Genomic DNA, 11,851 nt, shown 5'->3' on the forward strand with positions numbered 1-11,851 from the left:
GGTGCGAACTGGCCCACCGGCCGACCCTCATCCGGCCCTGCGGGCCACCTTCTCCCAACGGGAGAAGGGAAGGAAGATTTACCCCGCCAGAGCGGCTCGGACCGCCGCCAGACCGTCTTCGGCCTTAGAGCCGTCGGGGGCGCCGCCCTGGGCGAAGTCGGGTTTGCCGCCGGCGCCCTGGCCGCCCATGGCGATGACGGCGGCGCGGGCCAGGTCGGCGGCGTTGACGCGGTCGGTCAGGTCGGAGGTCACGGCGACGGTGACCGCCGCCTTGCCCTCGGTGACGCCGATCAGGGCGACGACGCCGGTTCCGACCTGTTTCCTGAAGTCTTCGGCGACGCCGCGCAGACCCTTGCCGTCCACGCCGTCCAGGACGCGAGCCATCAGCTTGACGCCGTTGATCTCCTCAGGCGCGGACGACGCGCCCGAGCCGCCGCCCAGGGCCAGCTGCTTCTTCAGTTCGGCGACCTGTTTCTCCAGCGACTTGACCGAGGCGGTCAGGCTGTCGACACGGGCAGGGACGTCGGCGGTCTGGACCTTGAAGCTCTGGGCTAGCGAACGGGCGACGCCGGCCTGGGCCAGCAGATACTGACGCGCGGCTTCGCCGGTCAGGGCCTCGATGCGGCGCACGCCGGCGGCGACGCCGGTTTCCTGAACGATCTTGAACAGGGCGATGTCGCCGGTGCGGGCAACGTGGGTGCCGCCGCACAGTTCGACCGAATAGGGGGCGTTGTCGCCGACGAGCGAACGGCCGAGCGTCAGGACGCGGACCTCGTCGCCGTACTTCTCGCCGAACAGGGCGATGGCGCCGGCCTCGATCGCCTCCTGCGGGGCCATCAGTTTCGTTTCCGCCGGGACGTTCTGACGGATGACGGCATTCACCTCGGTCTCGATGGCCGACAGTTCGGCCTCGGTGAGCGGGGCGCCGTGGCTGAAGTCGAAACGGGCGCGCTCGGCATCGACCAGCTGACCCTTCTGGGCGACTGCGGGGCCGAGCACATTCTTCAGCGCCGTATGCAGCAGGTGGGCGGCGGAGTGGTTGGCGCGGCTGGTGCGGCGCTTCTCGGCGTCCACCAACTGGGCCGCGCGCGTTCCGATCTCCAGCTTGCCGGACGTGACCTGGGCCACCAGGACGTGCAGGTCGCCGGCATGCTTGCGCACGTCGATGACCTCGGCTTCACCTGCCGGCCATTCCAGGGCGCCATGGTCGCCGGCCTGGCCGCCGCTTTCGGCATAGAAGGGGGTGGTGTCGAACAACACTTCGACGATGTCGCCGGCCTCGGCCGTCTCGACGGGCGCGCCGGCGTTCATAATGGCCAGGACCTCGCCCGAGCCTTCGATAGTGTCATAGCCGGTGAAGACGGTCGGCCCCATCCGGTCGCGGATCGCCAGCCATTCGTTGGTGTTGGCGGTCTGGCCCGAGCCCTTCCAGTTCTCGCGCGAACGCTGGCGCTGTTCGGCCATGGCGGCCTCGAAGCCATCGACATTGACCGAGAAACCGCGACGACGGGCCTCGTCCTGGGTCAGGTCCAAGGGGAAACCGTAGGTGTCGGACAGGGTGAAGGCCGTCTGGCCGTCCAGCATGTCGCCGGGCCGGAAGCCCTGAACCGCCGTGTCGAACAGGGCCATGCCGCGGCCGAGCGTTGTGCGGAAGCGGACCTCTTCCTGCTTCAGCGTGTCCTCGATGAAGGGCTGGGCGCGGGCCAGTTCGGGATAGGCGTCGCCCATCTGGGCCACCAGGGTCGGGACCAGACGGTGCATCAGCGGATCGGCGGCGCCCAGCAGGTGGGCGTGGCGCATGGCGCGGCGCATGATGCGGCGCAGCACATAGCCCCGGCCTTCGTTCGAGGGCGTGACGCCGTCGGCGATCAGGAAGGACGACGAGCGCAGGTGATCGGCGATGACCCGGTGGCTGGCGGCCTGATCGCCGTCCGATTTGGTCGAGGTGGCGTCTTCCGACGCGGCGATCAGGGTCTTGAACAGGTCGGTTTCGAAGACCGAATGCACGCCCTGGAGCACGGTAGTCATCCGCTCCAGACCCATGCCGGTGTCCACGCTGGGCTTGGGAAGGTTGCGAACGATCTGATCGTTCTCCTTCTCATACTGCATGAAGACGTTGTTCCAGATTTCGACGTAGCGGTCGCCGTCCTCGTCCGGCGAACCGGGAGGTCCGCCGGGGATCTTGTCGCCGTGGTCCCAGAAGATCTCGGTGCACGGACCGCAGGGACCGCTGTCGCCCATGGCCCAGAAGTTGTCGCTGCCGGCGATGCGGATGATCTTGTCGTCGGAGAAGCCGGTGATCTTTTTCCAGATCGCGGCGGCTTCGTCGTCGTCGATATAGACGGTGACCAGCAGGCGTTTGGCGTCCAGGCCGAAGTCCTGGGTGACCAGGTTCCACGCCTTTTCGATGGCATGTTCCTTGAAATAGTCGCCGAAGGAGAAGTTGCCCAGCATCTCGAAGAAGGTCAGGTGGCGCGCGGTATAGCCGACATTGTCCAGGTCATTGTGCTTGCCCCCGGCGCGGACGCATTTCTGCGAGCTGGTGGCGCGGGGATAGGGCGGCTTGGACGCGCCGGTGAAATAGTCCTTGAACGGCACCATGCCGGCGTTGACGAAGAGCAGGCTCGGATCGTTCTGCGGCACCAGCGGGGCCGAGTGCACCTTCTCGTGGCCATCGGCCGCGAAGAAGTCGAGGTAGGTGGCGCGGATCTCGTTCAGGCTGGGCATTTGGGCGTGTCTTCGGCTGGGCGGTCGCTAAGGAACCGGCGTCATATAGGGTTTTGTCGGGGAACGCATCATCTGGACGAGGGTCTGGTCAGATGACCGTGGTGTCTCCTCCCCGCTTTGCGGGGAGGGGGACCGCGAAGCGGTGGAGGGGCTCTTGACGCCTCGCGGGCCATTGTTCGTGGCGCCTGAAGAACCCCTCCGTCACGGCGCTGAAGAGCGCCGCGCCACCTCCCCGCCAAGCGGGGAGGAGACAGCAGAGTCGCCGGAACGGGCGCTAAGATCAAACCCTCGGCGGCGGGCCGAACTTGCCGGCCTGGTAGTCCTGGACGGCCTGGATGATCTCTTCGCGGGTGTTCATCACGAACGGGCCATGGCTGAAGACCGGCTCGCCGATGGGGTCGGCGTGGCCCAGCAGGACGACGGCGTCGGTCTGGGAAGTGATCTCGACCGTGTCGCCGTCGCCCAGGGCGGCGAGGTTCCATTCGGGTACGGGGGTTCCGGCGACGGAGACCTGGCCCTTGATCGCATAGAAGAAGACGTTGCGGCCGGGGGCGACAGGGGCCTGGAACCGGGCGCCTGCGGGCAGGCGGACGACGGCCAGGTGGATGTCGATCAAGGACTGGATCGGGGCTGCGACGCCCAACCATTCGCCGGAGACCGGCTCGATGGTGACGCCGTCCTCGGTGGTGAAGGTCGGGATGTCGGACTTCTGAAGCCCCACATAATCCGGCTTGGTCATCTTCAGCCGCGACGGCAGGTTCACCCACAGCTGCAGGATCTCCATCGGCCCGCCGTCGCGCTTGAAATCGGCAGGGGACAGTTCGGCGTGGATCAGGCCGGAACCGGCGGTCATCCACTGGATGCCGCCCGCCTTGATGATGCTCTCGCCGCCGCCGGAATCGTTGTGGGCCAGTTCGCCGTCGAGGATGAAGGTGACGGTCTCGAACCCCCTGTGCGGGTGCGGGCCGAACGGCAGGCCGGCGTTGCCCGGCGCATAGGTCTGGGGCCCGTGGTGGTTCAGGAACAGGAAGGGATCGACCTGGTCCAGGCCCGGACCGGGCACGGGACGACGGGTCGTCAGATCGCCGATGTCGTCGCGGTGGGCGGGATGCAGGCGAAGGACGGAACGAAGCTGGGTCATTCGCCACATATAGGGTGGCGGATCGGCTCTGGCGAGCCTCAGCCTGGGCGAGACACTGTCACAGGGCGGGCGCGGCCGTTCTCGATCAGGTCGCCGGTCCAGCCCCTGGCGGCGGGTCGCAGGCGCAGTTCGCCGCCGGCCAGCGGGACGACGGCCATGTCGCCGGCCCTGGAAGCCGGACCGGCTGGACCGCCCTGGTCGGTTCCGGCCGGAAGGTCCAGCCGACGCCAGGCGCCTTCGATCATCCGCCCCCCGCCGAAGTCGGTCAGGGCCAGGGCCAGCAGGGGTTTTCCATCGGAACTGGTCACGCGCCAGCGGCCGTCCAGAGGACCGCTGCGGGCGTCCGCGTCGATCTGGGCCTGGGCCACGCCTTGGTCATAGGCGATCTCTGCGTCGGTGGGGCTGACCTCATAGTCGCCGACATAGGCGTTCACGTCGACGGGGGCGGTCAGGGGATGACGGTGCCGATCCGTCGCGGCGTCGCCCTGCGCCTCTTCGCGGCCGAAGTCCGAGGGCGGCTCGAACGGGCGGACGACCGGCGCCTGGTAGGTCTCGGGCGTGGCGTCCAGCAGACCTGCGGTCTGGATGGCGGGCTCCATGGCGACGGCGGCGATCAGGGCGAACAGGATCATGAGGCCCACCGTGCCAAATGCCGGCCCGCGTCGGCTAGCCGTCGATGGGCCTGCGAACACAAACGTGATCCGCCGTGATGGACCTGCGTAAGAGCGGCAATGCGTCGATGTTCGCCGCTGTGCGTTGACACCGGCCCCCCAGGGTCACAAAAGCCTTCGCAACCGCACACGGCGATTGAATTCATTCGCTTTTGAGAACCATTCGCATGACCCAGCCCAGCCCGACGCCGGGTGGCGCCTCTAGCGACCGGACCGGTCGCTTCGTCACCCAACCGAACGGTCACACCGCGCCGCTTTCGCCGCACATGAGCATCTGGCGCTGGCACGTCACCATGACGGCCTCGATCCTGTTCCGGGCCACCATCATCGCCTCAACGGTCGGCGTCCTGTTCTTCGTCGCCTGGCTGGGCGCCCTGGCCTTCGGGCCGGACGCCTATGACACGGCGCTGGCCGTCGCGAGCTCGCCGCTGGGTCTGTTCATCGGCTTTGGCCTGACGGTGGTGCTGTTCTCCTTCATCCTGAACGGGGCGCGTCACACCTACAACGACACCGGCAACGGGCTGACCATCAAGTCCGCCACCCTGCTGTCGAACATCGCGGTGTGGGCGCCGGTCCCGCTGGCCGTGCTGTTCTGGGTCGTCCTGTTCGCCGTCGGGAGGGTTTCGCTGTGAGCGGCGCCGCCAAGTTCAAGAACAACGTCAAGGTTTCCGAGCGCCACGGCTCCGGCGAATGGCTGATCGAGCGGGTTCTGCTGGTCGCCCTGATCCCGCTGGGCCTGTGGGTCGCCTCGACCGGCTTCACCCTGGCGGGCGCCGGGTATGACGCCATGCTGGCCTGGTTCGCCAATCCGCTGAACGCGGGCCTGCTGGCCATCACGGTCGTGGTGTTCTTCGGCTATGTCAGCCTGGCCTGGAAAGTGATCCTTGAAGACTATGTGCCCAGCGCCGGAACGCGCGGCGCGCTGGTGGGCCTGCTCAACATCGTCTTCCTCCTGCTGGCCGCCGCCAGCGTCTTCTTCATCGTGCGGCTGGCGCTGGGTTCGGCGCCGCTGCCCGCTGGTTTCGGAGCCTGATTAGCTGATGGCCGCTTACGAACTGATCGATCACGAATATGACGTCGTCGTCGTCGGCGCCGGGGGCTCCGGCCTTCGCGCCGCGCTCGGCGCCGCCCAGCAGGGCCTCAAGGTCGCCTGCGTGACCAAGGTCTTCCCGACCCGCTCGCACACCGTCGCGGCGCAGGGCGGCATCTCCGCCAGCCTCGGCAATATGGGCGAGGACAGCTGGCAGTGGCACATGTACGACACCGTCAAGGGGTCGGACTGGCTGGGCGACCAGGACTCGATCGAATATCTGGTCCGTAACGCGCCCAAGGCCGTCTACGAGCTGGAACACTGGGGCGTGCCGTTCAGCCGCACCGAAGAAGGCAAGATCTATCAGCGCGCCTTCGGCGGCATGACCCGCAACTTCGGCGAAGGCCCGGTGCAGCGCACCTGCGCCGCCGCCGACCGCACCGGCCACGCCATCCTGCACACCCTGTACGGCCAGTCTGTGCGTCGCGAAGTGAAGTTCTTCGTCGAATATTTCGCGCTCGACCTGATCATGCAGGACGGGACCTGCACCGGCGTGACCGCACTTCAGCTCGACAACGGCCAGCTTCACCAGTTCCGCGCCAAGATGGTGGTGCTGGCGACCGGCGGATACGGCCGCGCCTACTTCTCGGCGACCAGCGCCCACACCTGCACCGGCGACGGCAATGCGATGGTGCTGCGCGCCGGCCTGCCGCTGCAGGACATGGAGTTCGTGCAGTTCCACCCGACCGGCATCTATGGCGCCGGCTGCCTGATCACCGAGGGCGCACGGGGCGAGGGCGGATATCTGACCAACTCGGAAGGCGAGCGCTTCATGGAGCGATATGCGCCGACCGTGAAGGATCTGGCGCCGCGCGACATGGTCAGCCGCTCCATGACCATCGAAATCCGAGAAGGTCGCGGCGTGGGTCCGAACAAGGACCACATCTTCCTGCACCTGGACCACCTGGATCCGAAGATCCTGCACCAGCGCCTGCCGGGCATTTCCGAAAGCGCCAAGATCTTCGCCGGCGTGGACGTGACCAAGGCCCCGATCCCGGTCCTGCCGACCGTCCACTACAATATGGGCGGCATCCCGACGAACTATCACGGCGAAGTGCTGACCCTGCGCGACGGCAACCCCGACAGCGTGGTGCCCGGCCTGATGGCCGTGGGCGAGGCGGCCTGCGTCTCAGTGCACGGCGCCAACCGCCTGGGCTCCAACTCCCTGACCGACCTGGTGGTGTTCGGCCGCGCCGTCGGCCTGCGCTGCGGCGAGGTGGTGGACAAGGCCTCGGCTGTGCCGTCGGCCTCCAAGACCCAGACCGACGCCCACCTGGCCCGCCTGGACCGCTTCCGCTTCGCCGACGGCTCGACCCCGACCGCCGAGCTGCGTCTGTCGATGCAGCGCGCGATGCAGGCCGATGCGGCGGTGTTCCGCACCGGCGAGACCCTGCAACAGGGCACCGACAAGCTGCGCGCCATCGAGGCGGCCGGCGCCGACATCAAGACCACCGATCGCGGTCTGATCTGGAACACGGATCTGATGGAGACGCTGGAGTACGACAACCTGATCGCCCAGGCGATGGTCACCATCGAGGGCGGTCTGAACCGCACGGAATCGCGCGGCGCCCACGCCCGCGAGGACTATCCCGACCGCGACGACGCCAACTGGATGAAGCACACCCTGGCGTGGAAGCGTCCGGGCGAGCAGGTCCAGATCGATTATCGTCCGGTCCACAACTACACCATGTCCGACGACATCGCGTATATCGAACCGAAGGCGCGGGTTTACTAAGATGGTCCAGCTCACTCTCCCCAGAGGCTCCAAGCCGACGACCGGCAAGGTCCACAAGGCCGCGCCGGGTTCCAAGGACGTCAAGACCTACAAGGTCTATCGCTATGACCCCGAGGTCGATGCGGACCCGCGCTGGGACACCTATGAGGTGCCGACCGGCGATCACGGCCCGATGCTGCTGGACGCCCTGATCCACATCAAGAACACCATCGACCCGACCCTGTCGTTCCGGCGCTCGTGCCGCGAGGGGATCTGCGGTTCGTGCTCGATGAACATCGACGGGCGCAACGCCCTGGCCTGCACCAAGGGCTGGGACGAGTGCGCCTCGCACAACATCACCATCGCACCCCTGCCCCACCAGCCGGTGGTGAAGGACCTGGTGACGGACCTGAGCCTGTTCTACGCCCAGTACGACTCGATCCAGCCCTATCTCCAGTCGGACGAGCCCGATCCGGAGAAGGAACGCCTGCAGACCCCGGCCGAGCGCGAGAAGCTGGACGGCCTGTACGAGTGCATCCTGTGCGCCTGCTGCTCCACCTCGTGCCCCAGCTACTGGTGGAACCAGGAAGAATACCTCGGCCCGGCGGCGCTGCTGCAATCCTATCGCTGGATTTCCGACAGCCGCGACGACGCCACGGACAAGCGGCTGGACGACCTGGAAGACCCGTTCAAACTGTACCGCTGCCACACGATCATGAACTGCGCCCAGGTCTGCCCCAAGGGCCTGAACCCGGCCAAGGCCATCGCCGAGACCAAGAAGCTGATGGTCGCGCCGAGCCGCAAGAAGGCGGCCTGATTTAGAAACCCCCGGAGCACCGCTTCGGGGGTTTTTCTTGTCTTCTAATCGGCCAGCTTGAGCCCGCAGTGGGCGGCGAAATGACGAAAGTCGGAATCACCGGAGATCAACGGAATTCCCGCATCAATGCAGGACTGGGCGATCAGGGCGTCGGCCAGCCGCGCCTTGAGACCGCGCATCGCGAGCGCGCGGCGATTGAGCGCCGCCCTTTCCCAATAGCCGTCGATCACCGGCACGAGCGGCGCCGCGCCCAACAGCGCGTCGAGATCGCTTTCAGGCGACGGCGCGGACAGCAGTTCCGTCAGAACCAGCGGCGGCAGCACCAGCCGCTCGTCGCGAAGGGCGCGGCGAACCGCCGGTCGTGCGGGTCCATCGAAGCCGTGCAGAAAATGCAGGACCGCGCTGGTGTCGGCGGCGATCAAACCGACCGATCCGATCCATCCAGCGACCGATCCTGGCGCAGGTCGTCGAGATCGACCTCCAATGGCGCGCGGCCTTCCAGGGCCAGCATGCGACGGCTCCAGTCCGAATGCGCCAGGGTTTCGAGCGCCCGACGCAGGGTTTCCGTCACGCCCTGGCCCGTCGCATCCTGAGCCGCCGCCAGGAGGCGGGCGGGCAGGATGGCGGTGATCTTGCGCATGTCGTTCATGCGTCGATAATGCCATATACTGATGCTGGCGCCAACTTACGGCCTTGCGCGGGCGGCATGGCTTGATATGAGCGGGCCATGGCCAGCATCACCTATATCGAGCATGACGGAACCGAGCACGTCGTCGACGTGAAGCCGGGGCTGAGCGTCATGGAAGGCGCGATCCGCAACAATGTGCCGGGTATCGACGCGGATTGCGGCGGGGCCTGCGCCTGCGCCACCTGCCATGTCTATGTCGATGAAGCCTGGCGCGAAGCGACGGGCAAGCCCAGCGCCATGGAAGAGTCGATGCTGGACTTCGCCGAAGAGGTCGAGCCGAACAGCCGTCTGTCGTGCCAGATCCGCGTCTCGGATGCACTGAGCGGCCTTGTCGTGCGGTTGCCGCAGAACCAGCACTGAAATGGGCGATCCGGGGCTGATCGAGAGGATCGGCCGCTGGATTGACCATTGGATCGGGGAAGCCGACCCGGCCGAACCGCCGCCGATCCTGGGGATCGCGGGGTCGCAAGGGTCTGGAAAATCCACCCTGGCGCATGAGGTCGCCGAACGGTTCGGCGGGGCCACGCTGTCGCTGGACGACGTCTATCTGACCAAGGCGGAACGGGCCGATCTGGCGGGGCGGGTGCATCCGCTGTTCGCCACGCGCGGGCCGCCGGGCACGCATGACCTGGGTTTGCTGCAGCGGCTTTTGGACCGGCTTTCGAGTGCGGGTCCGGACGACCGGACGCCGCTGCCCCGGTTCGACAAGCTGGCCGACGACCGGGCGCCCGAGGCGAACTGGACCGTCGTGAAGGGGCGGCCGAGGGTGATCGTGCTGGAGGGGTGGTGCCTGGGGGCGACGGCGCAGGCGGAGACAGCCCTGGTCGCGCCGATCAATGCGCTGGAAGCCGCGCAGGATGCGGATGGCCTGTGGCGGGGCGCGGTCAACGCGGCCCTGGCGCGGGACTATGGGGCGCTGCACGCGCGGCTGGATGCCCTGATCTTCCTGAAGGCGCCGTCGTTCGATGTCGTGCTGGACTGGCGCTGCGAGCAGGAGGCGGGGCTGATGAAGCGCGACGCCGTGCCGCCTGAGCGGCGCGCGGCCCTGGCGGTCTTCGTCCAGCACTATGAGCGACTGACCCGGCACATGATCGAAGGCGGCGTCGCCGCCGATCTGATCGTCGATCTGGACCGGGATCGTCGGATCGTGGGTCTGGAGGGCGCGGATTTCCTCGCGGCGACAGGGGGCGTGGCGCCGGAGCCGGCCTCGCGCGTTATCCAACCATGAGCCTGTTTGGATCAAAGCCCGCCGCCACGGACGACAGACGGTCGGCGACGCGTCGGCCGGCCAATGCGCGCGGCGTCGTCTGCGCTCCCGGCGTGGAGACGGCCTGCCTGATCATCGATCTGTCAGAAGGCGGCATGAAGGTGCGGCTGGACCGCGGGGCCGCCCTGCCGCGCGAGGTGGTGGTGGTCGATGTCGAGCAAGCCGTGGCCTATCCTGCGACCGTCGTGTGGCAGAGGACGAACGAGGCGGGCTTGAGACAGACCGGCGGCAAATCCCTGCGCGGCCTCGCGCCCGCCCGGCTGGTCGGAGCACGCGAGGCCTGGCTGAGGGCCGGCGGCCGCTAGAGACCGGCCGGCATCGAGCCAGCGTTGATGGCGATGCGGCCCACCAGACCCTTGACGATCAGGTCGAGCGCCGAACCCTCGCGGTAGTCGGCGGCGGCGACGAAGTTGACCCGGTCCTCCGAGATCAGGGAATAGACCTTTTTTTGATCCTTCTCGTTCGAGCGCGGATCATAGACGGCGATGGAGAAGCCGCCCTTGGTGTGCATCATCTTCATGGTCGGCACGTCGGTGTCGCCGTCGCCGATGAAGATCATCCGATCAAAGGGCACGGCGCGCTCGTCGTCGCGGATGAAGTGGTTGATACGCTCGTGCTCCCAGTGGTTCTTCACCCCCTTGTTGATGCGGAACAGATACTGGGTCTTGGTGGTGTAGTTGACGCCCACGGCCGGCCAGGCCGCCTCTCCCTTGTCGTCATAGACATAGTGGGAGGCGAAGACGTGGTTCAGGGCGGGGCGGATCGGCGTGCCGTCGATCATCTCCTCCAGCCCGGCCGAGATGATGTAGTGCTCGATCTCCAGCCCGTATCTGGCGCCGAAGGCGTTCATCCGGTCGAACCAGCTGAGATCCTTCAGACCCTCGAACAGGGCCACGGCCTCGCCGTGCTGGCGCAGGGTCTCGCGCGTCACGGGCGAGCCGTTCTGGCGCGCGTGATGCAGCATCAGTTGCATGTACATCAGGATGCCGTCGCCGTCGGCGTCCTTGGTCAGCCGCTCGGCCTCCTCCCAGAAGGCGCCGATGCCCATGCCCACCGAGGGGATGAACGACACCTCCTGCATGTTGCCGCGCGCCAGGGTGCCGTCGAAATCATAGATCAGGGCGGTCTTCAGCAGCGGGGTCTTGGGTTCGGACATGAGGGCGAAATCCTTGATGGAACCCGCCCTCTATATCAGCCTGCCGCGCCCGTCGATTGGCGACGCTGGCCGAAGGTGGGGGCGGCGGCCTTCTGCTCGGCCCAGTAGTCGGCGCCCGTGGTCGGCTTGAACATGGTGCGCGGCGACCCGTTGCGGGCCACCACGGCGAAGGTGTTGGTCGAGGCCTGATAGATCAGGGTGTCGCCGTTGGGTCGTTTCACCGTCTCGACGTCGCGCGGTGGCTTGGTGGTGAAGGCCGTGACCTTGTCCAGATAGTCCTCCGCCGAGCGGGCGTCGAAGTCGGCGCCGTTGCGGTCGTAGAGACGGGTGATTTTCGCATCGACGGTCTCACGCCGGTTGGCGGTCAGGACCGGTTTCTCCTGCGGAGTCGCCGTCTCTTCGCCCGTCGCCGACATCGATGTCAGGGCGACCGGCTCGGCCGTCGCCGTCCGGTCCCGTGTCTCGACCGCCGAACTGTTGTCGCAGGCGCTCAGCCCAAGCAGTCCGCACAGGGCCAGCAAGGCCCCTCCCCTCGTCAGCGTTCTCATTCTTCCCTCCAGATACCCGCTGGGCGCGACGA

At 67.2% G+C, this 11,851-nt stretch carries 14 protein-coding genes; 7 read left to right on the top strand and 7 right to left on the bottom strand.

Annotation, left to right across the window (positions count from 1 at the left end; genetic code table 11):
- Nucleotides 1-78: 78 nt before the first annotated feature.
- The 3 genes from alaS to ACP69V_RS02765 form a co-directional block, all read right to left on the bottom strand.
- Nucleotides 79-2,727, bottom strand: coding sequence for an alanine--tRNA ligase (gene alaS / locus ACP69V_RS02755; RefSeq protein WP_426022531.1), 2,649 nt, complete (start codon nucleotides 2,725-2,727; stop codon nucleotides 79-81).
- A gap of 280 nt (nucleotides 2,728-3,007) precedes the next feature.
- Complete coding sequence (locus ACP69V_RS02760) at nucleotides 3,008-3,868, bottom strand: pirin family protein (protein WP_426022532.1); 861 nt, start codon at nucleotides 3,866-3,868, stop codon at nucleotides 3,008-3,010.
- Between the two features lie 38 nt (nucleotides 3,869-3,906).
- Entirely contained in the window at nucleotides 3,907-4,500 is a 594-nt protein-coding gene (locus ACP69V_RS02765; RefSeq protein WP_426022533.1) for a hypothetical protein, read from the bottom strand.
- Nucleotides 4,501-4,706: 206 nt separating this feature from the next.
- Here ACP69V_RS02765 and sdhC point away from each other — a divergent pair, with 206 nt between their 5' ends.
- The 4 genes from sdhC to ACP69V_RS02785 are packed head-to-tail and all read left to right on the top strand — an operon-like array spanning nucleotide 4,707 to nucleotide 8,160.
- Nucleotides 4,707-5,171 carry a succinate dehydrogenase, cytochrome b556 subunit gene (gene sdhC, locus ACP69V_RS02770; RefSeq protein ID WP_426022534.1) on the top strand — a complete coding sequence of 155 codons (465 nt, stop codon included), beginning with the start codon at nucleotides 4,707-4,709 and terminating at the stop codon, nucleotides 5,169-5,171.
- Entirely contained in the window at nucleotides 5,168-5,572 is a 405-nt protein-coding gene (gene sdhD, locus ACP69V_RS02775) for a succinate dehydrogenase, hydrophobic membrane anchor protein (RefSeq protein WP_426022535.1), read from the top strand. Before sdhC ends, sdhD begins: the two co-directional genes overlap by 4 nt.
- 7 nt (nucleotides 5,573-5,579) lie before the next feature.
- Nucleotides 5,580-7,364 carry a succinate dehydrogenase flavoprotein subunit gene (gene sdhA / locus ACP69V_RS02780; RefSeq protein WP_426022536.1) on the top strand — a complete coding sequence of 595 codons (1,785 nt, stop codon included), beginning with the start codon at nucleotides 5,580-5,582 and terminating at the stop codon, nucleotides 7,362-7,364.
- A 1-nt stretch (nucleotide 7,365) separates the two neighbouring features.
- Nucleotides 7,366-8,160 carry a succinate dehydrogenase iron-sulfur subunit gene (locus tag ACP69V_RS02785; protein ID WP_426022537.1) on the top strand — a complete coding sequence of 265 codons (795 nt, stop codon included), beginning with the start codon at nucleotides 7,366-7,368 and terminating at the stop codon, nucleotides 8,158-8,160.
- A 44-nt stretch (nucleotides 8,161-8,204) separates the two neighbouring features.
- On the opposite strand, the gene ACP69V_RS02790 is transcribed toward ACP69V_RS02785, so the two are convergent.
- Together ACP69V_RS02790 and ACP69V_RS02795 are read right to left on the bottom strand one after the other, a co-directional pair.
- On the bottom strand, nucleotides 8,205-8,582 hold the full coding sequence (locus ACP69V_RS02790) for a PIN domain-containing protein (protein WP_184279943.1): 378 nt from the start codon (nucleotides 8,580-8,582) through the stop codon (nucleotides 8,205-8,207).
- Nucleotides 8,579-8,800 carry a hypothetical protein gene (locus tag ACP69V_RS02795; RefSeq protein WP_426022538.1) on the bottom strand — a complete coding sequence of 74 codons (222 nt, stop codon included), beginning with the start codon at nucleotides 8,798-8,800 and terminating at the stop codon, nucleotides 8,579-8,581. The genes ACP69V_RS02790 and ACP69V_RS02795 overlap by 4 nt, the downstream gene beginning before the upstream one ends.
- 87 nt (nucleotides 8,801-8,887) lie before the next feature.
- Between ACP69V_RS02795 and ACP69V_RS02800 the strand changes: the two genes are divergently transcribed.
- From ACP69V_RS02800 to ACP69V_RS02810, 3 genes are read left to right on the top strand one after another with little or no spacing between them, the layout of a single operon-like run.
- The gene (locus ACP69V_RS02800; protein WP_135194274.1) at nucleotides 8,888-9,208 is read left to right on the top strand and encodes a 2Fe-2S iron-sulfur cluster-binding protein; all 321 of its coding nucleotides are present in this window, start codon (nucleotides 8,888-8,890) and stop codon (nucleotides 9,206-9,208) included.
- Between the two features lies 1 nt (nucleotide 9,209).
- Nucleotides 9,210-10,076: a kinase gene (locus ACP69V_RS02805; protein WP_426022539.1), complete on the top strand. Its 867-nt coding sequence runs from the start codon at nucleotides 9,210-9,212 to the stop codon at nucleotides 10,074-10,076.
- On the top strand, nucleotides 10,073-10,420 hold the full coding sequence (locus ACP69V_RS02810; protein ID WP_426022540.1) for a PilZ domain-containing protein: 348 nt from the start codon (nucleotides 10,073-10,075) through the stop codon (nucleotides 10,418-10,420). Before ACP69V_RS02805 ends, ACP69V_RS02810 begins: the two co-directional genes overlap by 4 nt.
- On the opposite strand, the gene ACP69V_RS02815 is transcribed toward ACP69V_RS02810, so the two are convergent.
- Together ACP69V_RS02815 and ACP69V_RS02820 are read right to left on the bottom strand one after the other, a co-directional pair.
- Nucleotides 10,417-11,271, bottom strand: a complete 855-nt coding sequence (locus tag ACP69V_RS02815; RefSeq protein WP_426022541.1) for a haloacid dehalogenase-like hydrolase — start codon at nucleotides 11,269-11,271, stop codon at nucleotides 10,417-10,419. The two genes, ACP69V_RS02810 and ACP69V_RS02815, sit on opposite strands and share 4 nt — an antisense overlap.
- A gap of 35 nt (nucleotides 11,272-11,306) precedes the next feature.
- Nucleotides 11,307-11,819, bottom strand: coding sequence for an S-type pyocin family protein (locus tag ACP69V_RS02820; protein WP_426022542.1), 513 nt, complete (start codon nucleotides 11,817-11,819; stop codon nucleotides 11,307-11,309).
- Nucleotides 11,820-11,851 lie beyond the last annotated feature (32 nt).

Source organism: Brevundimonas sp. PWP3-1b1 (genome assembly GCF_049896065.1).
GTDB lineage: Bacteria > Pseudomonadota > Alphaproteobacteria > Caulobacterales > Caulobacteraceae > Brevundimonas > Brevundimonas intermedia_B.